The organism is Mesorhizobium sp. WSM4976 (assembly GCF_029625685.1).
Taxonomy (GTDB): domain Bacteria; phylum Pseudomonadota; class Alphaproteobacteria; order Rhizobiales; family Rhizobiaceae; genus Mesorhizobium.
In genome coordinates, this window is the sequence record NZ_JARTVT010000020.1 from 49,764 (window position 1) to 73,519 (window position 23,756).

At 64.1% G+C, this 23,756-nt stretch carries 20 protein-coding genes; 12 read left to right on the forward strand and 8 right to left on the reverse strand.

Translation table 11 applies throughout. The annotated features are described in order from the left end of the window. Positions 1-26: 26 nt before the first annotated feature. Complete coding sequence (gene thrS / locus P9272_RS23485; protein ID WP_278162373.1) at positions 27-2,003, forward strand: threonine--tRNA ligase; 1,977 nt, start codon at positions 27-29, stop codon at positions 2,001-2,003. Between the two features lie 83 nt (positions 2,004-2,086). After that, positions 2,087-3,043: a lysophospholipid acyltransferase family protein gene (locus tag P9272_RS23490; RefSeq protein ID WP_278162374.1), complete on the forward strand. Its 957-nt coding sequence runs from the start codon at positions 2,087-2,089 to the stop codon at positions 3,041-3,043. Here the strand turns inward: P9272_RS23490 and P9272_RS23495 are convergent. Next, positions 3,040-4,005 carry a hypothetical protein gene (locus tag P9272_RS23495; protein ID WP_278162375.1) on the reverse strand — a complete coding sequence of 322 codons (966 nt, stop codon included), beginning with the start codon at positions 4,003-4,005 and terminating at the stop codon, positions 3,040-3,042. The genes P9272_RS23490 and P9272_RS23495 overlap by 4 nt on opposite strands. A gap of 171 nt (positions 4,006-4,176) precedes the next feature. On the opposite strand from P9272_RS23495, the gene P9272_RS23500 reads away from it, so the two are divergent. After that, the gene (locus tag P9272_RS23500) at positions 4,177-4,761 is read left to right on the forward strand and encodes a nitroreductase (RefSeq protein WP_278162376.1); all 585 of its coding nucleotides are present in this window, start codon (positions 4,177-4,179) and stop codon (positions 4,759-4,761) included. Between the two features lie 118 nt (positions 4,762-4,879). Here the strand turns inward: P9272_RS23500 and P9272_RS23505 are convergent, their stop codons facing one another. Then, on the reverse strand, positions 4,880-5,761 hold the full coding sequence (locus P9272_RS23505; protein WP_278162377.1) for a CoA ester lyase: 882 nt from the start codon (positions 5,759-5,761) through the stop codon (positions 4,880-4,882). Further along, positions 5,761-6,213, reverse strand: coding sequence for a MaoC family dehydratase (locus tag P9272_RS23510; RefSeq protein ID WP_278162378.1), 453 nt, complete (start codon positions 6,211-6,213; stop codon positions 5,761-5,763). The genes P9272_RS23505 and P9272_RS23510 overlap by 1 nt, the downstream gene beginning before the upstream one ends. A gap of 151 nt (positions 6,214-6,364) precedes the next feature. Here P9272_RS23510 and P9272_RS23515 point away from each other — a divergent pair, with 151 nt between their 5' ends. After that, on the forward strand, positions 6,365-7,486 hold the full coding sequence (locus P9272_RS23515) for a DUF2336 domain-containing protein (protein ID WP_278162379.1): 1,122 nt from the start codon (positions 6,365-6,367) through the stop codon (positions 7,484-7,486). A gap of 115 nt (positions 7,487-7,601) precedes the next feature. On the opposite strand, the gene P9272_RS23520 is transcribed toward P9272_RS23515, so the two are convergent. From P9272_RS23520 to parE, 3 genes are all read right to left on the reverse strand, one after another. After that, positions 7,602-8,039 (reverse strand): VOC family protein, encoded by a 438-nt coding sequence (locus P9272_RS23520; protein ID WP_128257382.1) that lies wholly within the window; start codon positions 8,037-8,039, stop codon positions 7,602-7,604. A gap of 85 nt (positions 8,040-8,124) precedes the next feature. After that, positions 8,125-10,206, reverse strand: a complete 2,082-nt coding sequence (locus P9272_RS23525; RefSeq protein WP_278162380.1) for an FUSC family protein — start codon at positions 10,204-10,206, stop codon at positions 8,125-8,127. Positions 10,207-10,246: 40 nt separating this feature from the next. Continuing rightward, a complete protein-coding gene (gene parE, locus P9272_RS23530; protein ID WP_278162381.1) occupies positions 10,247-12,298 on the reverse strand; it encodes a DNA topoisomerase IV subunit B in 2,052 nt (683 codons plus the stop codon). A gap of 254 nt (positions 12,299-12,552) precedes the next feature. Between parE and cpaB the strand changes: the two genes are divergently transcribed. From cpaB to P9272_RS23570, 8 genes are all read left to right on the forward strand, one after another. Continuing rightward, entirely contained in the window at positions 12,553-13,473 is a 921-nt protein-coding gene (gene cpaB / locus P9272_RS23535; RefSeq protein WP_278162382.1) for a Flp pilus assembly protein CpaB, read from the forward strand. 107 nt (positions 13,474-13,580) lie between these two features. Further along, positions 13,581-14,948, forward strand: a complete 1,368-nt coding sequence (locus P9272_RS23540) for a type II and III secretion system protein family protein (RefSeq protein ID WP_278162446.1) — start codon at positions 13,581-13,583, stop codon at positions 14,946-14,948. 4 nt (positions 14,949-14,952) lie between these two features. After that, positions 14,953-15,228: a hypothetical protein gene (locus P9272_RS23545; protein ID WP_128257377.1), complete on the forward strand. Its 276-nt coding sequence runs from the start codon at positions 14,953-14,955 to the stop codon at positions 15,226-15,228. A 13-nt stretch (positions 15,229-15,241) separates the two neighbouring features. Beyond that, a complete protein-coding gene (locus P9272_RS23550; RefSeq protein ID WP_127307073.1) occupies positions 15,242-16,456 on the forward strand; it encodes a response regulator/pilus assembly protein in 1,215 nt (404 codons plus the stop codon). Continuing rightward, positions 16,453-17,874, forward strand: a complete 1,422-nt coding sequence (locus P9272_RS23555) for a CpaF family protein (protein WP_128257376.1) — start codon at positions 16,453-16,455, stop codon at positions 17,872-17,874. The genes P9272_RS23550 and P9272_RS23555 overlap by 4 nt, the downstream gene beginning before the upstream one ends. Before the next feature lie 4 nt (positions 17,875-17,878). Next, positions 17,879-18,844, forward strand: coding sequence for a type II secretion system F family protein (locus P9272_RS23560; protein ID WP_128257375.1), 966 nt, complete (start codon positions 17,879-17,881; stop codon positions 18,842-18,844). A 1-nt stretch (position 18,845) separates the two neighbouring features. Further along, positions 18,846-19,811 carry a type II secretion system F family protein gene (locus tag P9272_RS23565; protein WP_128257374.1) on the forward strand — a complete coding sequence of 322 codons (966 nt, stop codon included), beginning with the start codon at positions 18,846-18,848 and terminating at the stop codon, positions 19,809-19,811. Between the two features lie 175 nt (positions 19,812-19,986). Then, positions 19,987-20,460: a tetratricopeptide repeat protein gene (locus tag P9272_RS23570; RefSeq protein ID WP_128257373.1), complete on the forward strand. Its 474-nt coding sequence runs from the start codon at positions 19,987-19,989 to the stop codon at positions 20,458-20,460. A gap of 97 nt (positions 20,461-20,557) precedes the next feature. Here the strand turns inward: P9272_RS23570 and gcvP are convergent, their stop codons facing one another. Both gcvP and gcvH read right to left on the reverse strand, forming a co-directional pair. Beyond that, a complete protein-coding gene (gene gcvP / locus P9272_RS23575; protein WP_278162383.1) occupies positions 20,558-23,365 on the reverse strand; it encodes an aminomethyl-transferring glycine dehydrogenase in 2,808 nt (935 codons plus the stop codon). Positions 23,366-23,381: 16 nt separating this feature from the next. Continuing rightward, on the reverse strand, positions 23,382-23,750 hold the full coding sequence (gene gcvH, locus P9272_RS23580; RefSeq protein ID WP_128257371.1) for a glycine cleavage system protein GcvH: 369 nt from the start codon (positions 23,748-23,750) through the stop codon (positions 23,382-23,384). Between the last annotated feature and the right edge of the window lie 6 nt (positions 23,751-23,756).

Genomic DNA, 23,756 nt, shown 5'->3' on the forward strand with positions numbered 1-23,756 from the left:
TTGCGGGACTGGATAGGAGAACCTTGATGCCGAATTCCGTTTCCCTGACATTTCCCGATGGTTCCGTCCGCGGCTACGACGCGGCGATGACCGGTGCTGCCCTTGCCGAATCGATCTCGAAGTCGCTGGCCAAGAAGGCTGTGGCCTACAGCCTCGACGGCACGGTTCGCGATCTTTCCGATCCGCTCGGCACGTCCGGCAAGGTCGAGATCATCACCCGCGAGGATCCGCGCGCGCTGGAGCTGATCCGCCACGATACGGCGCATGTGCTGGCCGAGGCCGTGCAGGAATTGTGGCCGGGAACGCAGGTGACGATCGGGCCGGTGATCGAGAACGGGTTCTATTACGACTTCGCGCGCAACGAGCCATTCACGCCGGACGATTTCCCGGTGATCGAGAAGAAGATGCGCGAGATCATCCAGCGCAACAAGCCGTTCACCAAGGAAGTCTGGTCGCGCGAGAAGGCGAAGAAGGTCTTCGCCGAGAAGGGCGAGCGCTACAAGCTCGAGTTGATCGACGCCATCCCCGAGGATCAGGACCTCAAGATCTACGCGCAGGGCGACTGGTTCGATCTCTGCCGCGGTCCACACATGGCTTCGACCGGGCAGATCGGCAACGCCTTCAAGCTGATGAAGGTGGCCGGCGCCTACTGGCGCGGCGACTCTAACAATCCGATGCTGACGCGCATCTACGGCACCGCCTGGGCTGACCAGGCGCAGCTCGACGCCTACCAGACGTTGCTGGAAGAGGCCGAGAAGCGCGATCACCGCAAGCTCGGCCGGGAAATGGACCTGTTCCATTTCCAGGAAGAGGGGCCGGGCGTCGTCTTCTGGCACGCCAAGGGCTGGAAGATGGTGCAGAACCTCATCAACTACATGCGCCGCCGCCTGGATGAGCACGGCTATCAGGAAGTCAACGCGCCGCAGGTGCTCGACAAGAGCCTGTGGGAGACGTCGGGACATTGGGGCTGGTATCGCGACGCCATGTTCAAGGTGACCGTCGCCGGTGACGACACTGATGACGACCGTGTCTTCGCCCTGAAGCCGATGAACTGTCCCGGCCATGTGCAGATCTTCAAGCATGGGTTGAAGTCATACCGCGAACTGCCCGTAAAACTTGCGGAGTTCGGCAATGTGCATCGCTACGAGCCGTCTGGCGCCCTGCATGGGCTAATGCGCGTGCGCGGCTTCACGCAGGACGATGCGCATATCTTCTGCACCGAGGAGCAACTGGCGGCCGAATGCCTGCGCATCAATGACCTGATCCTGTCGACCTATGCCGATTTCGGCTTCGACGAGGTCAGCGTGAAGCTGTCGACGCGGCCGGACAAGCGCGTCGGCACCGACGAGGCCTGGGACCATGCCGAGGCGATCATGAGCAATGTGCTGGAGACGATCCGCACGCGCTCCGGCAACCGTATCAAGACCTCGATCAATCCGGGCGAGGGCGCCTTCTACGGCCCGAAATTCGAATATGTGCTGAAGGACGCCATCGGCCGCGAATGGCAGTGCGGCACCACGCAGGTCGACTTCAACCTGCCGGAACGCTTCGGCGCTTTCTATATCGGCTCGGATTCGGAAAAGAAGCAGCCGGTGATGGTGCATCGCGCCGTCTGCGGCTCGATGGAGCGGTTCCTCGGCATCCTGATCGAGAACTATTCCGGCCATTTTCCGCTATGGTTCGCGCCGCTGCAGGTGGTGGTGGCGACGATCACGTCGGATGCGGACGAGTACGCCTTGAAGGTGGTCGAGCGGCTCAAGGCGGCGGGACTGCTCGCCGAAGCCGACCTTCGCAACGAGAAGATCAACTACAAGGTGCGCGAGCATTCGCTGGCCAAGGTCCCGGCCATCCTCGTCTGCGGCAAGCGCGAGGCCGAGGAAGAAACCGTCAATGTCCGCCGGCTGGGCTCCCGTGACCAGGAAACGCTGAAGCTCGAGGACGCTGTGAAGGCTCTCGCCGACGAAGCGGTCTCGCCGGATCGCAAGCGTCGCGCGGCAGCCTGACATACCAACGCGTCCTGAAATGGCGGTAGCCGGTCCACCGCCATTTTCATATGTCTGTCACGCCAGCCCTGTAACGAGCCGCCATGCTCAAATTGAAACCGCGGGAAAGACGTTTTCCCGAGCTCTCCTACGCCAACCCGCATCAGCCGATGCTGACGCGCTGGTTCATCCATTCCGTCGAGGGCCTGTCGGGCCGCGACCGTTTTGCAGTGCTTTATGATTTCTGGCGCCGCCAGGTGGTGCCGACCGGCGACCGTGTGTTCAGCCGCATGCTGGAACTGATCGACGTCGAGGTCCGCAACGTCGTGCAATGGCCGCCAGCGGCGCTGCCGGACACGCCGCTGGTGATCGTCGCCAACCATCCCTTCGGCATCGGTGACGGCATAGCGGTGCTGTCGCTGGTCGAGCAGCTCGGCCGGCCTTTCCGGGTCATGATCCATAAGGATCTGCTCCGAATCCGCGAGATGGAGCCCTATTCACTGCCCATCGATTTTTCCGAAACGAAGGAAGCGATGAAGAACAACATGGCTGTGCGTCACGAGGCGGTGCGGCTGTTGAAGGACGGCGTCACCATCGTCGTCTTCCCGGCCGGCGGCGTCGCCACGGCGCCCAAGGGCTTTGGCCGCGCCGTCGACCTGCCGTGGAAGATGTTCCCGGCCAAGCTCATCCAGGACGCCAAGGCCTCGGTCATCCCGATGCACTTCTCCGGCCAGAATGGCCGCCTGTTCCACCTCGTCAGCGGCCCGATGAACATGGCCGAGCGCGACAACCGCGTGGCGAAGTTCATCGGCAAGGCGTCGCTCACGCTGCGCACTTCCTTGCTCATCCGCGAGTTCGCCCGCTTGTCAGGCAAGGCGATCGATGTGCGAATCGGCGATGTGCTGAGGTGGAGCGATCTCGATCCGCTGGGCGACCGCAAGGCGCTGCTCGATCGCCTCTATCGAGCGGTCTTCGACCTGGAGTCGCCTTCTGCGCAGCGCGGCCGGGTGCCGTTCCTGCAAAAAGCGGATGCGCAAAGCGGCCTGAATAAAAGCGATTAATCCGCGCCTTCCTCGGGATCGATGGCGGACTGTTCGTTGGCCAGAACCTCGATTTCCTGGTTCTGGCCGGCCACGACCGTGAAATCCTTTTGGTAGATGCGGTCGCGGTTCTTGGCGATGATGGTGTACTGGCCTTCGGCCAGCACCATCGAGGCGAAGGCCCCAACCGCTTCCTTGATCGGATCGCCACTCTCGTTGAGCAAAGACCAGGACGTGTCGGCGATGGCTTCGCCGCCGGGCTCGCGCACCAGCTTCATGGTCATTTCGGCGGCGCGGTGCTCGACGGTTGCCTCGGTCAGCTTGCCGGCCTCGACGCGGATGTCGGAGCGGATCACGGCGTTGACCGCACCGTAGGTGGAGACGACGTGGTAGGTGCCGGCGTTCAGCCGAACCACGGTGTTCGGCGCCACGTCGGGGGCGATCAGCGCGCGGTCGCCATTGGCGGCGGGATGGCCTTCATAGATCGAGAAGCGCAGTTTCTTCGACTGGATGGGGGCGCCACCGGATGTCACCGCGTCGAGCTTCAAACCGCCGGCATCGAGCACGAGGCTTTCACGCTTGGCGTCCTTGCCGACGGTGATGCGCTTGGTGGCGCCGGCGCGTCCATAAGAGGCGTGGACGAGATAGCTGCCGGGGTCGAGTTGGAACACCGCCGTGCCGCCATGGGCTGAGGCCACCATCGGAAGCTTGCCGTCGCCGGACGGCTGCGGCTTGAACACCCGCCAGACGATGCCGCGCGTGATGTCGGAGCCCTTGTCGGTCAGTTGCGCCGAAAGGGTGATGGCGCCGCCATTGCCAAGCGCCAGCGGTGCTCCTGTCTTCGGCGTCGCGTAGCTCGAAATGCCAGGAAGCTTGATGTCGCCGACATCGTTGGCGTTCTGGGCCAGCGCGAAGGAAACCGGCACCGCGAAGAACGCAGCGACGAGTGCGATCACCAAAAGGCGCAGGGTCCCCTCAAACATGCCTTGCGTTGAAGCCCAAGGCGGTGGCAATTTCAAGGCTTAAGAGTTCGAGGCCTTGCGCCGATAGCTCTTTATCCGGCGCAAAACGCCACCGCCCGAGCCGCCCGACCTCCCGATGGCGCGCTTCAGCTCAAAATTGAACGCTATAGAATGCTTAGGAGACTTGCGCCCATGGCGTCGCCGATCATCAACTTCCTGCTCACCCGCAATTCCGCGCCGATCACCGACCTCAAGGAGCCGGCGCCGAGCGATGCCGAGATCGCGACGATGATTGCGGCGGCCTCGCGCGTTCCCGACCATGGCCGTCTCGAGCCCTGGCGCTTCATCCTCTACCGCGGCGAGGCGCGTGTCGAGATCGGCAAGAAGCTGGCCGCACTTGCCGAGCAGCGCGAAGGGCCATTGCCGGAGGGCAGGCGCAACCAGGAACTGGCGCGTTTCTCGCGGGCGCCCCTGGTGATCGGCGTCGTGTCTGTGCCGAAGGAGAACCCGAAGATCCCGCAGTGGGAGATGTTCCTGTCGGGTGGCATGGCGGCCATGAACCTAATGATCGCGGCGAACGCGCTGGGCTACGGCACCAACATGATCAGCAACTGGTACTCCGACGTGCCGGAGGGCAGGGCGATCCTCGGGCTCTCGCCGCAGGAGCGCGTCGTCGGCTTCGTCCATATCGGTTCCTATCAAGGGCCGGCGCCGGAGCGGCCGCGGCCTGATCCGGCAAAGCTTTATGCCGACTATGCCGGCCCTTGGGCGGGGTGAGTGATCTGCGGGTGGCGCGAGCGGTTGGCCCTGCTTCGAGGCGCCAACGCCGAAGGTGGCATTGGAGTGGCGTCGCTCGCGTTCGCTACAAGCTGATCCCGTCGGTTTGGTAGTGGGATCACGCAGGTCTGACCGCAGCCTTGGCGCGGGCCAGCAAGCGCTCGGCCAGCCGCTGATGCGGCCTGTCATACATTTTTCCGTCGATGCCGACGACGCCCGGGTTTCCCGCCGCCGCGAAGGCGTCCACGATTGCCTGAGCTCGCTCGACCGCTTGGTCGGACGGCGTGAAGGCGGCGTTGATGACCGGCACCTGCGCCGGATGGATCGCCATCTTGCCGGTGAAGCCGTCGCGCTCGGCCTCGCGGCACTCTTGCTCGAAGGCGGCCATGTCACGGAAATCGGGAAAGACGGTGTCGATAGCAGCAACTTCGGCCGCTCCCGCCGCCAGGATGGTCATGCTGCGCGCCAGGCGAAACACGTCGGTATTGCGGCCGTTCTCGTCGCGGGCTGTCCGCGCGCCGATCGCCGCCGACAAATCCTCCGCGCCCCAGGTCAGGCCAGCGAGCCTCGCGCTTGCTCCGGTATAGCTTGCCGCTGCCAGCACGCCGGATGCGGTTTCGGTGATGATCGGCAGGATTCTTGTGGCGCCATCCGGCAACCCGTTTTCGGCTTCATGCACCCTCAGCTTCGCCGCCAGCTGCTGGACGTCCTGCCCGCTGTTCGACTTGGGCAGCATGATGCCGTCGGGCTTTGCAGGCACGAGGGCCGCGAGGTCGTCGTCGGTGAGGCCAGTGGACAGGTCGTTGACCCGCACATAGACAGCGGGACCTGCCCGGCGCCTTCGGTTCGAGATGAAGCCGGCCGCGGTCGCGCGCGCCGCAACCTTGTTCGTGCCGGCGACGGAATCCTCGAGATCGACGATGACCACGTCGGCGCCGGCCCCGAATCCCTTTTCCAGCTTGCGCTCGGAATCGCCGGGCACGAACAGCAACGAGCGCATCAGCCAGCCTTCTTCAGCATCATCGCCTGCCTGGTGCATTTGGCGACAAGAACGTCGTTCTGATTGTAGGCACGGTGCTCGAACTCGACGATGCCGCGATCGGGTTTGGACTTGGAGTCGCGCACGGAGACGACCGTCGTCTCCACCCGGATGGTGTCGCCGTGGAAGACGGGGTGCGGGAACATCGTTTCCTTCATGCCGAGATTGGCGACCGTTGTGCCGACAGTGATGTCGTTCACCGAAATACCGATCATCAGGCCGAGCGTGAACAGGGAGTTGACCAACGGCTTGCCCCATTCGGTTTTCGCGGCGAAGTCAAAATCGATGTGCAAAGGCTGCGGGTTGAGTGTCATCACCGAAAACAGCATGTTGTCGCTCTCGGTCACGGTCTTGCGAAGCGTGTGGCGGAAGACGTGGCCGACGGCAAACTCTTCCAGATAAAGTCCGGCCATGATCGATCTCCCGCAATTCCACCGCTTGATAGGCGTTGGCTGCGCCTCCATCAAGCCGGTTAAAAAATATGGTGAACCGTTCGTAAACCATTTCCAGCCTACCGTTCACAAAGGGGCCGGGGACATTCCGGCAAGGGCGTAGCTGGTCGGCATGGTTGTTTCGCACTTTCTAAAATGGATTGATACGGCAAGGGTTTCCGAGCGCGCCGCCGCCGCGAGCGCGCTGGCGCGTGCCTATATCAATTCCGATCTGCCGTTCGAGGACCGCTGCGCCGCCGAGGCGGCGCTGACGCTGCTTCTGGACGACGCCTCCGCCAAGGTGCGCCTGGCGCTCGCCGAGGCGCTGTCGATGAGCCATCACGCGCCGCCGCAGGTGATCCGCGCACTGGCCGCCGACCAGCCGGAAGTGGCGGCGCTGGTATTGGCGCGTTCGCCGCTGCTTACCGATGCCGATCTGGTCGAGCGTGTCGCCTGCGGCCGGAAGGCGACGCAGACGCTGATCGCCAACCGTCCGGTCGTCTCGATGTCGCTGGCGGCGGCAATCGCCGAGATCGGCGAGCCGGAGGCCTGCGCCGTGCTGATCGGCAACAGCGGCGCCGAGATTGCTTCGCTCAGCTTCCGCCGCATGGCCGAGCGGCACGGCCACATGCCGCTGGTGCGCGAGGCGCTGATCGCCGATCGGCGGCTGCCGGCCGACTGCCGGCATATGCTGCTGGTCAAGCTTGGCGAGACCCTGAAAGGATCGCCGCTGGTTCTGGCGATGATGGGTGCGGCGCGCGCCGATCGCCTGATGCGAGATGCCTGCGTGAAGGCCTCGGTGACGCTGATCGAGGGAACGCGCATGGAAGAGCATGCCGCGCTGATCGAGCATCTGCGGCTGCGCGGCGACCTCACAGCCAGCTTCATCATCCGCACCATCGCCCACGGCAAGGTCGACTTCTTCGGTTCGACGCTGGTAGCGCTTGCCCGACAGTCCGAGCAGCGGGTTACGGCGCTTCTCGCCGGCGGGCACGACGTGGCGCTGCAGGCGCTGTTCCGCAGCGCCGGACTTCCGCCGGCGACGCATGGCATCATCCTGCGCGCGCTGAAAGTCTGGCGCGAGGTCGCCAACGGCCGGCGTGTCGCCGGCGTGCAAGAAGTGAGCTGGCTGATGCTGAAGGAACTGGGCGGCCAATCGGCCGAGGGCGATCTCGCCGGGCTGGTGAAGTCGATCCATCTCGACGCGCTACGCGAAAACGCGCGCGGGCACGCGCTGGCGATTGCCGCGGCCTAAAGCGCGTCGCGATCTTTCAGTTTCGCTCGATGCGCATTAGGCTTCTGATTTTATGGATGTCTTTCCCGAAACCGGTTCCCACTTTCGGGAGACATGCTTTAGCGCATATCAGGTCTTAGCTGAGTTCCTGGGCAAGTCCGATGAGAAGCCCTTCGGGCCCACGGATGTAGCAGAGCCGGTACACGTCCTTATAGCGGACCACCTCGCCAACGAGCTCGGCACCGTGCTTGCGGAGCCTCTCCAGCGTGTCGTCGATGTCGTCCACCGCGAACATGACGCGGAGGTAGCCGAGGGCGTTCACCGGGGATTTGCGGTGATCCGCCACGACGGGTGGCCTGAGGAAGCGGGACAGTTCCAGCCGACTGTGGCCGTCCGGCGTGCGCATCATGGCAATCTCGACATGCTGGTCGCCCAGTCCGGTGACACGTCCAGCCCATTCTCCTTCGATCGTGGCCCGCCCTTCGAGTTCAAGGCCGAGCTCGCGAAAGAAATCAATTGTCCCGTCGAGATCTTCGACGACGATCCCCACGTTGTCCATCCGTTTGAGCGCCATCTGCCCAACCTAAAAAGCGTCTACCAATCCAACAAGGAACCATTTCCAAACCGGTCCGACTTGAATGCGATACTCCCCGAATTGTTCAAGCGCGGCCCCTTGCAAAGAAATCCGGATAGTCTTCCATCGCCGCGGCAATGATGCGCAGCGAGGCGGCGATCCGCAGCATTTCGAGCCGATCGCTGCGTTCGCCGATGCTGGCCGCATATTGCCTTGCCACAGCGATGGTCGCGGTCTGCGGCTCGCCCGGCCGCCGGAACAACAATTCGCGCGCCAGGCCGCGCAGAAAATTGCCGATGGATTCGACTGTCTCGCGCGGCACGGCGGAGTTCAGTTGCGCATGGCGCAGCCGTAGCACCTCCAGCCCGACGGTGACGGCGGCGATGCTGCCGCCAAGAATGGGGTCGCCCCTGCGGCCCGTTCGCTGCACCTGCGGCATCAGCTGGTTGATCCGGTCATAGGCGAGGCTTTCGAATGCCGAACGCCGGGCTATTCGCTCATGCAGGCAAAGCCGCGCCAGATCCTCGCGCATCGCCTGCGAGATACGCTCCACGGTGACCCAAGGGTCAGCGGGCAGCACGACGATGAAGACGCCGATGGCGATCAGGATGCCGACCAGGATCGAGGCCGAGCCGGCGAGGAACGGCCCGGGATCATAGGTCATCTGCTGATGCGGGCTGAGGAAGGCGAGGAAGTTGATGGCGAAAGCGGTGGCGACGCCGACATGGCGTGGATTGGCCATGCCGAGTGCCGCAGGCACCAGGATCGGCACGACGAAGAGCGTGAACCAGCCGAAGCCCGGCAGCGCCGGCAGCGCGATCTGGCCCACCAGGAAGGCAAAAGGCAGCGCGATCAGAGTGCCGGTGAAGAAACCCCAGGCCGACTGCACGGGATCGGGGCGCGTCGCGAACAGGCTGGAGACCACCGCGACGAGGATGACGGTGCCGGCGGCTTCCGACCATTTGGTCGTCAGCCAGAAGACCGCGACGAGCAGCGTCGCGAGCGCGGCGCGCACGGCGTTGCGCCACGCGGCCTGGTAGTCGCGGTGGACGACCAGGGCCGGTTGGCTTCGCTCATTCGATTTCCGGGAGACAGGCAAGCGAAGCGCGTCCAGGCCGTCCAATACCTGCTTCAGCGCTTCGGCAAAATCGCCGGCAATGGTGAGGCGAGTTATGGTGCCCACCTTGTCCTCGGCGCCAGCGTTTGTACCGGCATCGTCGGGCAGGGCCGGCACCTCTCTGGCCTTGCTCGCGATCGCGTCGAGCCGCGCTACCCAGGGGCCCGTGTCGTCGAGCGCGCCGGGTGTCGCCGCCAACTCGCCGACAAAGGCCTTCAGGTCGCGTCGCATCGGGATGAGCGCCGCATTCTTCGGCGCGCGGTGGCTGTGCAGCGTGCGCGCCGCCGACAGCGCCCACAGAAGCTGACCGATGGTGCGCCGCACCGGGTGGGCGCGGGGGGCGAAGCTCGGCGCCTCCAGGCGCGCATAGGTGCGCATTTCAGCGAGCGTCTGGGCGTCGGTGATCAGCTTGCGCTGGAGCGCGGCAAGGCTTCCCGGATCGCCGCCGGAAAAGGCGCCCCCAGCATATTCCGCGAGGTCGAGGATGCTGCGCTTCAGCCTGGAAATGATGGCGTCGGCCGCGAGCTTAGGCAGGATCAGCCGGCTCGTCACACCGGCGCATAGGATGCCAAGCACGATCTCGGCGCAGCGCGCGATGGCGAGGTCAACAACGACGATCGGTTGGCCGAGCGCCGGCAGGCTGATGATCATCGCCGTGTAGCCGGCAAGAGCTGCGCCATAGGCCTCCGGGTTCCGCAACAGAGAGGATACGAGCGTGCAGATGCCGATCCAGAGCGCCAGGACAGTGACCAGCAGCCAGGGATTGGTGCCGGACAGGGATGTTATGCCGATCGCGGCCAGGCCGCCGGCCAGCGTGCCGAGCAGCCGGTAGAAGCCCTTCGCCAGCACCATTCCTGCCACCGGCTGGGCGACGATGAACACCGTCATCATCGCCCATTGCGGATGGTCGAGCTTCAAGGCGTAGGCAACAAGCAGCGCAATCAGCCCGGCCGAAACCGTGCGCAGGGCAAAGATCCAGTCCGAACGGGTCGGCTGCGTCAGACTGCTTAACGGTATCTCGACAAGCTCTTTCAGACGCGTCCAGGTCACATTCGTCTCCGTACAGGAGTCTCTATGGACCCTTCCGCGATCAGATATCCAGCACGTCCGTCTCGGCGAATTCGGCGCGCTCCTGGATGAAGCGGAAACGCGCTTCGGGCTTGGTGCCCATCAGCGCGTCGACGGCATCCTTGGTGGCCTGCTCGGCGTCGATCACGTCGACCCGCAGAAGCGTGCGCTTCTTCGGATCCATCGTGGTCTCCTTGAGCTGCGAGGCCATCATCTCGCCAAGGCCCTTGAAGCGGCCGATCTCGACCTTGCCGCGTCCGGTGAATTCGGTGCGCAGCAGTTCGTCCTTGTGCGCGTCGTCGCGGGCGTAGCCGACCTTGCCGCCCTGCCGGATCGAATAGAGCGGCGGCACGGCCATGTAGAGATGGCCGCCGCGGATCAGGTTCGGCATCTCCTGAAAGAAGAAGGTGATCAACAGGGAAGCGATATGCGCGCCGTCGACGTCGGCGTCGGTCATGATGATCACCCGGTCGTAGCGCAGGTCCTCGTCGCGGTATTTCGAGCGCGTGCCGCAGCCGAGCGCCTGGATGAGATCGGAGATCTGCTGGTTGGCGGCGAGCTTGTCGTTGCCGGCGCTCGCGACGTTGAGGATCTTGCCGCGCAGCGGCAGCACCGCCTGGCTGGCGCGGTCGCGCGCCTGCTTGGCCGAGCCGCCGGCCGAGTCGCCTTCGACGATGAAGATTTCGGCGCCGGCCGCCGCATTCTGCGTGCAGTCGGCGAGCTTGCCCGGGAGGCGCAGCTTGCGCACAGCACTTTTGCGCGAGACTTCCTTTTCCTGGCGGCGGCGCACGCGCTCGTCGGCGCGCGCGATGACCCATTCGAGAAGCTTCGAGGCTTCCTGCGGATTGTCGGCGAGCCAATGGTCGAACGGATCGCGGATGGCGTTTTCAACGAGGCGCATTGCCTCGATGGTCGCCAGCCTGTCCTTGGTCTGGCCGACGAATTCCGGCTCGCGGATGAACACCGACAGCATGCCGGCGGCTGAGATCATCACGTCCTCGGTGGTGATGATCGAGGCGCGCTTGTTGCCGATCAGGTCGGCATAGGCGCGCAGTCCGCGCGCCAGCACGTTGCGGAAACCGGCCTCATGCGTGCCGCCTTCGGGGGTCGGGATGGTGTTGCAGTAGGAGTTGAGGAACCCGTCGCCGCCGAACCAGGTCACCGCCCATTCCAGCGAACCGTGGCCACCCTGCTTGTCGCTCTTGCCGGCAAAAACCTCGCGCGTGACCTGGAACTCGTCGCCCAGCGTCGCCTTGAGATAGTCCTTCAGGCCGCCGGGGAAATGAAACTCGGCCTTGGCCGGCGTCTGGTCCTTCTCCTTGATCAGCGACGGATCGCAGGTCCAGCGGATCTCGACGCCGCCGAACAGATAGGCCTTCGAGCGCGCCATGCGATAAAGCCGAGCCGGCTCGAAGGCAGCACCCTTGCCGAAGATCTGCTCGTCGGGGTGGAAGCGTGTCCTCGTGCCGCGGCGGTTATGAACTTCGCCCAGATGCTCGAGGCCACTGACCGGGACGCCGCGGGAAAAACGCTGTCGGTAGAGCTGGCGGCCGCGCGCGACCTCGACCTCGAGATGGTCGGACAGCGCATTGACCACCGAAACACCGACACCGTGCAGGCCGCCCGAGGTCTCATAGACCTTGGAGTCGAACTTGCCGCCCGAATGCAGGGTCGTCATGATGACTTCGAGCGCCGGCTTCTTGAATTTTGGATGCGGATCGACCGGGATGCCGCGGCCATTGTCGGTGACGGTCAGGAAGCCGTCGGCGGAAAGCTCGACATCGATGAAGGTGGCGTGGCCGGCCACGGCTTCGTCCATCGAATTGTCGATAACCTCGGCGAACAGGTGATGCATCGCCTTGTCGTCGGTACCGCCGATATACATGCCCGGACGGCGTCGCACCGGCTCGAGACCTTCCAGCACCTCGATATCGGCGGCGCTATAGCTCTCGCTGCCGTCGCGAGCGGCGGTCGAGCGCTTCGCGGCTTGCACGAGCGGATCGGCGGGACGCGAGGGCGCACGCGGCTGTGCGGGCTTTTCCATCTTGCCGAAGAGATCGTTGCTGTCGTCCATGCTGGCCTAGCGTCCGGTAATGCGAATCACGTCTCGATACTGCCACGCTTTTGGCGGGTGAACGAGTTCCTGTTCCGTTCAGGGTTCAAACTGTCTCTTATTCCAAAACCATTCGATAACCAAGCCGGGTGAAATAGGGCGATCGGCGGGTCGCCGGATTCCCGATTCTTTAACATTAACGCCTAAGCGTGGGGTCCAACTAACAAAAGACCACGGGCGTCAGGGGTTTCGTTGTGCGGGGCAGAGCCATAACCATGATCGGTATCGCAGCCGTCTTCGGCGCGATCTCGATCTTTGCGGCGGACTTCTGGGTCAAGAGCCAGGCAAAGGCTCAGTCCGAGGTCAAGGTGGTCACGGTCGAAGCTCCGCAGCAGCCCAAAGTCGAGTTCAAGACCATCGTGGTGGCTCAAGCGCCACTGCGATACGGAATGGAGCTCGGACGGCCACAACTGGCGGAGATTCCGTGGCCGCAGGATTCGTTGCCGCAAGGCGCTTTCCCGACGATCGACAAGCTGCTTGCCGATGGCAGCCGTGTCGTGCTGTCGCCGATCGAGGTCAATGAACCGGTGCTGCTCACCAAGCTGTCGGGACCGAATGGTCGCGCCACGCTTTCCAACATGCTGTCGCCCGGGATGCGGGCCGTCACCATCCGCACCGACGAAATTGCCGGTGTCGGCGGCTTCGTCACGCCGGGAGACCGGGTCGACGTCGTCCTGACGCGCGACGCGGGAGACATCCAGGAAGTATCCAAGAATGCTCAAGGGGCGGCCGGCTCGACGGTGACGTCCGAGGTCGTCGTCTCCGATGCCAAGGTGCTTTCGGTCGGGCAAGGCGCCGACGAGCGCAAGACCGCGCCGCAGGTCGCCAATTCCGTGACCCTCGAAGTCACCGACGAAGGGGCGCAGAAGGTGGCGTTGGCCCGTACCGTCGGCACGCTGTCGTTGTCACTGCGGTCCGCCGCCGACGCAACCACCGGCAATGGCGGGCTTACGACCATCTCTTCCTTCGGCGGTTCAGCCGCCGCAAAGGTACAGGCGAGCGCCGCCTCGCTTGTCAGCGCCGCGACGAAGGGATCCGACGAGCCGAAATTCAAGACGGTGATCGTGACGCGCGGCGAGAAGGTCGAAGAATACAAGGTTCCGTCACGGGAACCACCGCAGGAACTGCAGCAATAGCCGGTGGGGACCGGCGGGACGGGGACAACATGTTCGGGTTTGATGCATTTCGGACGGCCGGCGGATGGCGCCTTCCTGGCGTGATCGCGTTGGCGGCGTCGCTGGCTATGTTCGGCTTCGCCGCGCCGGCAAGGGCGGGCAATGACGTCGTCTATGTCTCGGCGAACAAGAATGCCTCGATCAAGGTCGCCAAGGGCAAGCCGAAGACGATCATGACGAGCGCGGCCTTCTACCAGATCGTCATCGGCGATCCGGAGATCGCCAACGTCAATCCGCTGACCGACAAGTCCTTCTATGTGCTGGGCAACAATCTCGGGACAACTGGCATTGCCCTGTTCGACCAGAACAAGCAGCTTGTCGGTACCATCGACATCGAGGTGACGCTGGACACCGACCAGTTGGCCAGCACCATCCGCGCCAGCGTGCCGGATGCCAAGATCAAGGTCGGTTCGGCAAACGGCCGTGTCGTGTTGTCGGGCGAGGCCGACGATGCCGTCGCAGCTGACAAGGCGAGCAAGATCGCGTCGCGCTTTTCCGGCAACGAAGAAGTTATCAATTCGGTCAACATCTCGTCGTCGCAACAGGTGCAGCTCAACGTCCGCTTCGTCGAGATCAACCGCCAGGCCGGTCAGGACCTCGGTGCCAAATACTCTGCCAATTTCGCCTATGGCATCGGCAACCGCAAAGTCGTGCTGAATCCGGATGGGGGGAGCGTAACTGGCGCAGGCACCGGTGAGATCATCGGCAGCCTGCTGTCGAACGGCTTGTCAATCGATATCGCCATCAAGGCGCTGGAGGAACGCGGCCTGGCGCGGCGGCTCGCGGAACCGAACCTGATTGCCCGTTCGGGCCAGACGGCGAGCTTCCTCGCCGGCGGCGAGTTTCCGATTCCGGTTTCGGAAGACAACGGCAAGATCAGTGTCACCTACAAGAAATACGGCGTCGGCCTGGATTTCACGCCGACGGTGCTCAAGGACGGCCTGGTGAGCCTCGATATCGCGCCGGAAGTGTCGTCGATCGACCCGTCTGCTTCCATCCAGGTCAGCAGCGGCATTTCCATTCCGGCTTTCATCGTGCGCCGCGCCAGGACATCGGTCGATCTCAAGAACGGCCAGAGCTTCATGATTGCCGGCCTTCTGCAGTCGCAGAACGACATCACGACATCGCGGGTGCCCGGGATCGGCAAGCTGCCGGTGCTCGGTCCGCTGTTCTCCTCGAAATCCTATCAGCGGCGCGAGACCGATCTGGTCATCATCGTCACGCCGTACCTGGTCAAGCCGGTCGATCCCTCGAAGAAGATGGTCGAGCCGACCGACGGTACCCGACCGGCAAGCACTGCCGACTATTTCCTGAACAACACCGATGAGGTGGACGCCTCGGCGCCGAAACGTCCGGTGGCGCTGGCCGACGGCAGCGCCATCCGCCCGGTGGCCGCCACCACGTCCGGCCATTTCCTCGATCTCCCCAAGGACTAAGGCCATGCGCATCTCCCTTTGGACTGCTTTGTTGCTGCCGGCGCTGGCCTGCGGCTGCACCAGCGATGACTATGTGCGCACTGAAGGGGTGACGCCGGGCGTCGGTAATGCTCAGGCATCCAACACCGTCATGCAGATGGTCGACCCATGGAAATACGGCGTCCAGAACACCAGGCTTCTGGTGCCGGCCCAGCGTCCTGGCTCGGAGACTGCCGCCGTCGGCGCGAAAGCCGGCTCGGGACCGACGACGACGACATCATCATCAACGACATCGAATTGATCGGCCAACGACGATGGCATCTGGCACCAAGACCAAGAAGATCCTGCTTGTTTCGACGGACAGGGCGTTTGTGCAGGACACGCGCACAGCTTTTGCGACCTCCGAGGTCATCGAACTCCTGACGGTGGAAAAGAGCATCAACGAGCTGCGCGGCGAGGCCCTCGAGACCGATTTCGGCACCGTCATCGTCGATATGGACGCGGCCAAGCTCGAGGAGATCGAGTCGCTGCAGCGCGTGATGCGCCGGCTGGAGGGCAGCGTTCCCGTGGTCGTCGTCACCCAGGAATTCAACGCGGCGGCGGTGCGCATCCTGGTGCAGCTCAAGGTCGCCGATTTCCTGGTCAAGCCGATCACCACGGCAGACCTGGTGCGCTCGGTCATCCGGGCGTTGCAGGGGCCGGGACGGGAAGAGAACACCGAATCGCACATCTATACCTTCATGCCGGCCGCCGGCGGCGTCGGCACCACCACGCTCGCCCTGCAGACAGCCTTCCAACTCCATCATTCGGTGACGCGCGGCGCCTCGACTTGCGTGGTCGACCTGAATTTCCAGCAGGGCGCCTGCGCCGAATATCTCGACCTCGAACCGCGCTTCGACATCACGGAAATCGAGAACCAGCCGGAGCGCCTCGACCGGCAACTGCTCGATGTGATGTTGTCGAAGCATGCGAGCGGCCTGTGCGTGCTCGCGGCGCCGACGCGTCCCTCGGACATGCGCTCGTTCAAGACCGATGTGGTGGTTCGCATGCTCGACCTCGTGGCGGCTTATTTCGACAATGTCGTAATCGACATGCCGCGCACCTGGTTCCCCTGGACCGAAACAGTGCTCTTGGGTTCCAACAAGCTCTACATCGTCGCCGAGATGACGGTGCCTTGCCTGCGCCACACGCAGCGTCTCATCCAGGCCGTCTATGAGACCGCCGGCAAGGAAGTGAAGCCCAACGTCATCGTCAACCGCTTCGAGCAGAAGATGTTCGACAGCGGCATCAAGCAGGCCGACGTCCAGGAGATACTCGGCGAGCATTTCGTTGGCGGCATCTCCAACAACTACCGGCTGGTGCGCGAGGCCGTCGACCGCGGCGTGCCGCTGCACGCCATCGACCCCAACGCCAATGTCGTCAACGACCTCAAGAAGATCATCCTGCCGGAGGAGGCCGTCCAGACCACGGTCAAGTCGAAATCGCTGTTCGGCCTCGGCAAGGGCCTGCTCAAGAGGAAAGCCGGATGACCACTCGCTTTTCCAACCTGCAGAACCGCGACACTCGTCCGCAGCGGGCGCCGGAGCCCGCGCCTGTGGTGCACAATGCGGTGATCATCCCGACGACCCGCAAGCCGGCGCCGCCGAAGCCGGAGGCTGCGCCCGCAAAAAGCGCCAACAAGGTGCTCGATGCGCGTGTGCGCATCCACCGCATGCTGCTCGAGGAGATCAACCTCGTGGCGCTCGAGCGGCTGCCCAAGGATGAAATGCGCAGGCAGGTGCATGAATTCGTCTCGGAAAAGACGCGCGAGGAGCGGATGGCGATCAACATCGCCGAGCTCGATGCGCTGGTCGACGACATCGTCGACGAGATGGTCGGCCTCGGGCCGCTCGAGCCGTTGCTCAAGGACCCCGAGATCAACGACATCCTGATCAACGGCCACCAGAACTGCTTCGTCGAAAAGCGCGGCAAGCTGCAGCAGGTCCACATCCCGTTCAAGGATGAAGCGCATCTGCTTCGAATCATTAATAAAATCGTCGCGGCGGTCGGCCGCCGTGTCGATGAATCGCAGCCGATGGTCGACGCTCGCATGCTGGACGGCTCGCGCTTCAACGCGGCGATCCGCCCGGTCGGCGTCGACGGTCCGCTGGTGTCAATCCGCAAATTCTCCAAGAACAAGCTCGGCCTGCACAAGCTGGTCGAGTTCGGCGCCATCACCCAGAACATGGCCGAGGTGCTGGCTGCGGCTGTGCACGCCCGCAAGACCACGATCATCTCCGGAGGCACCGGCACGGGCAAGACGACGATGCTCAACGCTTTGTCTGCCTTCATCCCGGAAGACGAGCGCCTGATCACCATCGAAGATGCGGCCGAGCTGCAATTGCAGCAGCCGCATGTGGCGCGCATGGAGACGCGCCCGGCCAACATCGAGGGCCATGGCGAACTGAAGCAGCGCGACCTGGTCAAGAACGCGCTGCGCATGCGTCCCGACCGCGTCATCCTCGGCGAGTGCCGCGGCGAAGAAGCCTTCGACATGCTGCAGGCGATGAACACCGGCCATGAGGGCTCGATGGCCACCATCCACGCCAACACACCGCGCGACGCCATCTCGCGCCTGGAACAGATGCTCGGCATGACCGGCATGCCGATGACGGTGCAGTCGATCCGCAGCCAGATCGCCAGCGCGCTCGACATCATCGTTCAGCTGACGCGCCTTTCCGACGGCAAGCGCAAGGTGACCAGCGTCGCCGAGGTGACCGGCATGGAAGGTGATGTCATCCAGATGCAGGAGATATTCCGCTTCGTGCGCACCGGCATGGAGGCGGACGGCAAGATCCTCGGCCACTTCGAGGCGACCGGCATCCGCCCGCGCTTCCTCGAGGACCTGCGCAACATGGGCATCGAATTCCCGGGCAAGTACTTCGAGCCCGGCCGGCCGCAGGACTAGGCCGGTGTTCGAGGGATTCAGCCCGATCTATGTCGTGTACGCCGCGGCGGCACTCACCGGCATCATGATCGCCGAGGGCCTTTACCTGCTCTATGCCGGGCGCAGCGACAAGCGCAAGGCGATCAACCGCCGCATGAAGCTCGCCGAGAACAAGATCAGCCAGGAGCAGGTGCTGATCCAACTGCGCAAGGAGCGCGGCATCGACGGCCGCAGCTCCGTCTTTTCCCTCGACCGTTTCCGCGCCCTGCGCACGCAGTCCGGCATGACCACGCCGTTGCCGAAGTTCCTGATGATCACATCCGGGATCGCTTTCGCGCTGGCGCTTCTCACGATCTGGAAGGGCTTGCCGGTTCTATTCGGCCTGGTTCTGCTTCTCATACTGCTGCCGGTGCTGCCGGTGATGGCGATGCGCTTCATGCGCAAGCGCCGGCACAAGCGGTTCGGGATACAATTGCCCGAGGCACTGGAACTGATTACACGCGGCCTCAAGGCCGGCCATCCGGTGCCGGTGGCGATTGCCATGGTTGCGCGCGAAATGGCCGACCCGATCGGCACGGAGTTCGGCGTCGTCGCCGACGAGGTGACCTACGGCTCGGACCTAGTGTCGGCGTTGAACAATCTGTTCGACCGGGTGGGGCACGAGGATCTGCCGCTGTTCGTCACGGCGGTGTCGATCCAGAGCAGTTCGGGCGGCAATTTGCGCGAGATCCTCGACGGTCTGTCCGCGACAATCCGCGAGCGCGGCAAGCTGCGCCGCAAGGTGCGCGCCATTTCGACCGAAGGGCGCATGTCTGCCTACATCCTGACTGCGGTGCCGGTGCTTCTGTTCACGGCCATCATGGTGCTGATGCCACAATTCTACCAGGATGTCTGGGACGAGCCGAAGACCTGGTACATGCTGAGCGGAACTATCCTCTGGCTGCTGCTCGGCAACGCCATCATGTTCAAGATGTCGAATTTCAGGTTCTGAAATGGAAGACGTCATCCGGTTCCTCGCTTCGCTCGCGCCGACGTCGCTGATGCCGGTTGCCGTGCTGCTGCTGGTGCTGGGCGGCGGCGCTGTCGCCTGGCCGCTTGTGCTCGCCAAGGGCGATCGCGGCGAGGTAAAGCGCCGGCTGAAGGTCGAGGTGGTGCAGCCGGCCGAGCAGGTGGAAGCTGCGCCCAAGAAGAGCACCAGTGCCGTGCGCGAGAAGGCGGTGAAACGGGCGCAGGAGTTCTATGCCAAGAGCGACCCGGAAAATGTCGCGCGGCTACGCATGAAGCTCATCCAGGCCGGCTATATGGAGCCGCGCGCCGTCGGCATGTTCTTCCTGATCCGCTTCGCCGCCCTGATCGGCGCGGCGTTGGGCGCGTTCCTGATCAACCATTGGGCAGCAAGCGCCGGGTCGACCATGACCAGCCGCTGGACCTTCATCATCCTGTCGGGCGCCGGCGGCTATTTCCTGCCGGGCCTGGTGCTGACGCAGAAAGTTCGGGAGAAGATGCGCGAATACCGCAACGGCTTTCCCGATTTCATGGATCTGATGATCGTCTGCTCCGATGCCGGCATGAGTATGGAGGCCGGCATCGAGCGGGTCTCAAGGGAGCTTTCCAGGACCTATCCGTCGCTCAGCCAGAACCTGATCCTGGTGTCGCTTGAACTGCGGGCCGGGCGCAGCCTGGACGATGCGCTCAAGGCGCTCGCCGACCGTCTCAGCCTCGACGAGGTGCGCTCCTTCGCGACGCTGCTGCAGCAATCCAAGGAACTCGGCACCAGCCTGTCGGGCTCGCTGCGCGTCTTCTCCGACGAAATGCGGCACAAGCGCATGTCGCTGGCGGAGGAGAAGGCGCATGCCTTGCCGGCCAAGATGTCGGTGCCGGTGACGGTCTGCATCCTGCCGGTGGTGCTGATGATCGCCATTATTCCGATCATCGTGAAGCTGACCACCCACCACTGAGGATGTTCCGGGAAGGCACCGTTTTCGACTCGGCCTGACCTAATCCGTGGGGTGGTTAACGCATCCTTGGCGGGCAACCAAAATTTAGCTGCATTTCGGCACCGAAGCTTAATCGCTCTTCTGTATCGTCTTTTCCTGAAGAACGACCCGGCAAATCGGGCGATGGGGCAGGGGCATGCGTCAGAGACTTCCCAGGGCGGCGGCGGCGTTGGCAGCCGTCTTGATGATCACCGGCTGCACGACGAACAACAACGTCGACGCGACCAAGACCACGGCGATCCAGCCGGTGGCCAAGGATATCAGCGCCAACGACCTCGTCGAAGGCAAGGCGCAGTTCCGCGAGGCGAATTTCGGCCTTGCCGAACAGCATTTCCGCAAGGCGGTCGAGCTCAAATCCGACAATGCCGAAGCCTGGATGGGGCTCGCCGCTTCCTATGACGAGCTCGGCCGTTTCGACTTCGCCGACCGCGCGTATGCGCAATTGTTGAAGGTGGCCGGTCGCAAGCCGCAGATCGTCAACAATATGGGTTATTCGCAGCTCCTGCGCGGCAACAAGAAGAAGGCGCGCGCGCTGCTGCTCGAAGCCAAGGCCGGCATGGCCGACCAGACGGTGGTCAACGCCAATCTGGCGCTGCTCGACAAGGGCTGATTGGCGCAAGCGACGCGGCGCGTCAGTCGGCGCCTCAGTCGAGAACAAGACGGCCGGCCCGATGCCGGGCCGGCCCTGAAAACTACGTGAGCAAACGCTACTCCGCGGCGCCGAGATATTCCGACAGCGGCGGGCAGGAGCAGACCAGGTTGCGGTCGCCGGCGACGTTGTCGATCCGCGAGACCGGCGGCCAGTATTTCGCCGCCAGGTCGACGTCGCCCGCGGGATAGGCCGCCTCCAGCCGGGAATAGGGATGCTTCCAATCACCGGCGAGCGCTTCCGCCGCTGTGTGAGGGGCGTTGACCAGCGGATTGTCGTCGGAGGGCCAGTCGCCCTTCACCACTTTCGCCGCCTCCCCGGCAATGGCGATCATCGCTTCGCAGAATCGGTCGAGCTCGCGCTTGGGCTCGGACTCGGTTGGCTCGACCATCAGCGTGCCGGCGACCGGGAACGACATGGTCGGCGCGTGGAAGCCGTAGTCGATCAGGCGCTTGGCGATATCGTCGACGCTGATGCCGGCGCTCTCCTTGAGCACGCGGGTGTCGAGGATGCATTCATGGGCGATGCGATCGTGCCTGCCCTTGTAGAGGAGCGGGAAGTGCGGCGCGAGCCGGGTGGCGATGTAGTTGGCGGAAACGATCGCCGTTTCCGTCGCCTGCTTGAGTCCCGAAGCACCCATCATGCGGATGTACATCCAGGTGATCGGCAGGATGGAGGCGCTGCCGAACGGCGCCGCCGCCACGGCGTGCGTCGTGCCTTCCGTCACGTGGCCGGGCAAGTAGGGCTTCAGATGGGCCTTGACGCCGATCGGACCGACACCGGGCCCGCCGCCGCCATGCGGAATGCAGAAGGTCTTGTGCAGGTTCATGTGGCAGACGTCGGCGCCGATATCGCCAGGACGGGCGAGGCCGACCAGCGCGTTGAGGTTGGCGCCGTCGAAATAGACTTGGCCGCCATGCTCATGGACGATGGTGCAGAGGTCGCGCGCGCCTTCCTCGTAGACGCCATGCGTCGAGGGGTAGGTGAACATCAGCGCGGCGAGGTCATTCGAATGCTCGGCCGCCTTGGCCTTGAGGTCCTCGACATCGATGTTGCCGTCCTCGGTGCAGCGCACGACGACGACTCTCATGCCGGCCATCGCGGCGCTTGCCGGATTGGTGCCATGCGCGGAGGACGGGATCAGGCAGACGGTGCGATGGCCTTCGCCGCGCGCGCGGTGATAGCCGCGAATGGCGAGCAGGCCGGCATATTCGCCCTGGCTGCCGGCATTGGGCTGCAAGGTCACGGCGTCGAAGCCGGTGATCTCCGACAGCCAGGCCTCCAGGTCGCCGGCCATCTTACGATAGCCTTGCGAATGGCCGGCCGGCGCAAACGGGTGCAGATTGGCGACACTCGGCCAGCTCACCGGCATCATCTCGGCGGCGGCATTGAGCTTCATGGTGCAGGAGCCGAGCGGGATCATGGCGCGGTCGAGCGCGAGATCCCTGTCGGCCAGCCGGCGTAGGAAGCGCATCATGTCGGTCTCGGAGCGGTTCTCGTGGAAGACCGGCTGCGTCAGGAACTCCTTGCCGCGCGGTTTGCCGGGCATCGAGCCGCCTTCCGTGCCCGGCTTGGCGCCGAATAGCCCGGCGATCGCGTCGAGATCGGCTTCCGTCGAGGTCTCGTCGAAGGCGATGCTGATCTTGTCCGCATCGATGACGCGCAGCAGCCGGCCTGTCTTCTCCGCGGTGGCGGCGATCTCTCTGGCCTTGCCCTTCGCCTCGGCCGTCACGGTGTCGAAGCGGCTTGCGCCGAGCACCGACACGCCGGCGGCTTTGAGACCTGAGGCTAGGCGGTCGGCAAGGCCGTGGATACGACCGGCAATCGCCTGAAGGCCGGCGGGGCCATGCCAGATCGCATAGGCCGTGGCCATATTGGCCAGCAGCGCCTGCGCGGTGCAGATGTTGGAGGTGGCCTTGTCGCGGCGGATGTGCTGCTCGCGTGTCTGCAGCGCCAGCCGGTAGCCGGGGCGGCCCTTGGTGTCGGTCGACTGGCCGACGAGGCGGCCGGGCATCAGACGGGTGAGCTTGTCCGAAACGGCGCAATAAGCGGCATGCGGACCGCCGAAGCCCATCGGAACGCCGAAGCGCTGCATCGGGCCGACGGCGATATCGGCGCCGAGCCTGGCCGGCGCATCCGTGAGCGTGAGTGCCAGCGGGTCGGCGATGAACACGACCAGCGTGCCGGTAGCGCGGGCCTTCTCGATCGCCGCCTTGTGGTCGCCATAGACGCCGAACGTGTCCGGCCAGGAAACGAGCAGGGCTGCGGTGTTGTCGTCGATCGTCTCGCCATTGACCTCGATGCCGAGCGGCTCGGCGCGGGTGCGCACGACATCCAGCGTCTGCGGATGCGGGGTGCCGGCAAGCGCCACCTTGGTGCGCTTGTCGCGATGATGGCGCAGCGCGATGCCGACGGCTTCGGCGACGGCGGTGGCCTCATCGAGCAGCGAGGCCGATGCCACCGGGAGGCCGGTGAGCTCGGTGACCAGGGTCTGGAAGTTGAACAGCATTTCCAGCCGGCCCTGGCTGATCTCGGCCTGATAGGGCGTGTAGGCCGTGTACCAGGCCGGATTCTCGAACAGGTTGCGCTGGATGACCGGCGGCACGAAGACGCCGTGATAGCCGGCGCCGATGAAGCTCTTCAGCACCGTGTTCTTCGCCATCATCGCCGACAGTTCAGCCAGCGCTTCGGCTTCGCTCGCCGGGGCAGGCAGGTCGAGAGGCCGATCGAGGCGGATCGACTTCGGCACGGCCTGGCTGATCAGCGTTTCGACGGATGGAACGCCGATGGCGGCGAGCATCGCCCTGACGTCGTTGACGGAGGGGCCGATATGGCGGGCCGAGAAAGGAATAGGTGCTGCGGTCATTTCCAAGATCCTGTTGTCAGCCGATATGGGCTTTGTAGGCGGCCTCATCCATGAGGCTGTCGAGTTGGCCTTCGTTGGAGAGCTTCATCTTCCAGAGCCAACCGTCGCCGGTTGCCGCCGAATTGACCAGCGAAGGGTCGGCCGACAGTGAACCGTTGGCTTCCGTGATCTCGCCGTCGACCGGCGCATAGACGTCCGAAGCCGCCTTCACGGATTCGACGACGACGGCGGTATCGCCCTTAGCGAGCTTGCGGCCGATTTCCGGCAGCTCGACGAAAACGAGATCGCCGAGCTGTTCCTGCGCATAGTCGGTGATGCCGACAGTGGCGACGCCGCCTTCGACGCGGAGCCATTCATGGTCTGCAGTGAAATAGGTCTTTGCCATCTGGAA

Excerpts from the sequence above, each read along its gene's own strand:
- thrS (WP_278162373.1), top strand. The coding sequence starts at position 27 with ATGCCGAATTCCGTTTCCCTGACATTTCCCGATGGTTCCGTCCGCGGC.
- P9272_RS23490 (WP_278162374.1), top strand. The coding sequence starts at position 2,087 with ATGCTCAAATTGAAACCGCGGGAAAGACGTTTTCCCGAGCTCTCCTAC.
- P9272_RS23495 (WP_278162375.1), bottom strand. The coding sequence starts at position 4,005 with ATGTTTGAGGGGACCCTGCGCCTTTTGGTGATCGCACTCGTCGCTGCG.
- P9272_RS23500 (WP_278162376.1), top strand. The coding sequence starts at position 4,177 with ATGGCGTCGCCGATCATCAACTTCCTGCTCACCCGCAATTCCGCGCCG.
- P9272_RS23505 (WP_278162377.1), bottom strand. The coding sequence starts at position 5,761 with ATGCGCTCGTTGCTGTTCGTGCCCGGCGATTCCGAGCGCAAGCTGGAA.
- P9272_RS23510 (WP_278162378.1), bottom strand. The coding sequence starts at position 6,213 with ATGGCCGGACTTTATCTGGAAGAGTTTGCCGTCGGCCACGTCTTCCGC.
- P9272_RS23515 (WP_278162379.1), top strand. The coding sequence starts at position 6,365 with ATGGTTGTTTCGCACTTTCTAAAATGGATTGATACGGCAAGGGTTTCC.
- P9272_RS23520 (WP_128257382.1), bottom strand. The coding sequence starts at position 8,039 with ATGGCGCTCAAACGGATGGACAACGTGGGGATCGTCGTCGAAGATCTC.
- parE (WP_278162381.1), bottom strand. The coding sequence starts at position 12,298 with ATGGACGACAGCAACGATCTCTTCGGCAAGATGGAAAAGCCCGCACAG.
- cpaB (WP_278162382.1), top strand. The coding sequence starts at position 12,553 with ATGATCGGTATCGCAGCCGTCTTCGGCGCGATCTCGATCTTTGCGGCG.
- P9272_RS23540 (WP_278162446.1), top strand. The coding sequence starts at position 13,581 with ATGTTCGGCTTCGCCGCGCCGGCAAGGGCGGGCAATGACGTCGTCTAT.
- P9272_RS23545 (WP_128257377.1), top strand. The coding sequence starts at position 14,953 with ATGCGCATCTCCCTTTGGACTGCTTTGTTGCTGCCGGCGCTGGCCTGC.
- P9272_RS23550 (WP_127307073.1), top strand. The coding sequence starts at position 15,242 with ATGGCATCTGGCACCAAGACCAAGAAGATCCTGCTTGTTTCGACGGAC.
- P9272_RS23555 (WP_128257376.1), top strand. The coding sequence starts at position 16,453 with ATGACCACTCGCTTTTCCAACCTGCAGAACCGCGACACTCGTCCGCAG.
- P9272_RS23565 (WP_128257374.1), top strand. The coding sequence starts at position 18,846 with ATGGAAGACGTCATCCGGTTCCTCGCTTCGCTCGCGCCGACGTCGCTG.
- P9272_RS23570 (WP_128257373.1), top strand. The coding sequence starts at position 19,987 with ATGCGTCAGAGACTTCCCAGGGCGGCGGCGGCGTTGGCAGCCGTCTTG.
- gcvP (WP_278162383.1), bottom strand. The coding sequence starts at position 23,365 with ATGACCGCAGCACCTATTCCTTTCTCGGCCCGCCATATCGGCCCCTCC.
- gcvH (WP_128257371.1), bottom strand. The coding sequence starts at position 23,750 with ATGGCAAAGACCTATTTCACTGCAGACCATGAATGGCTCCGCGTCGAA.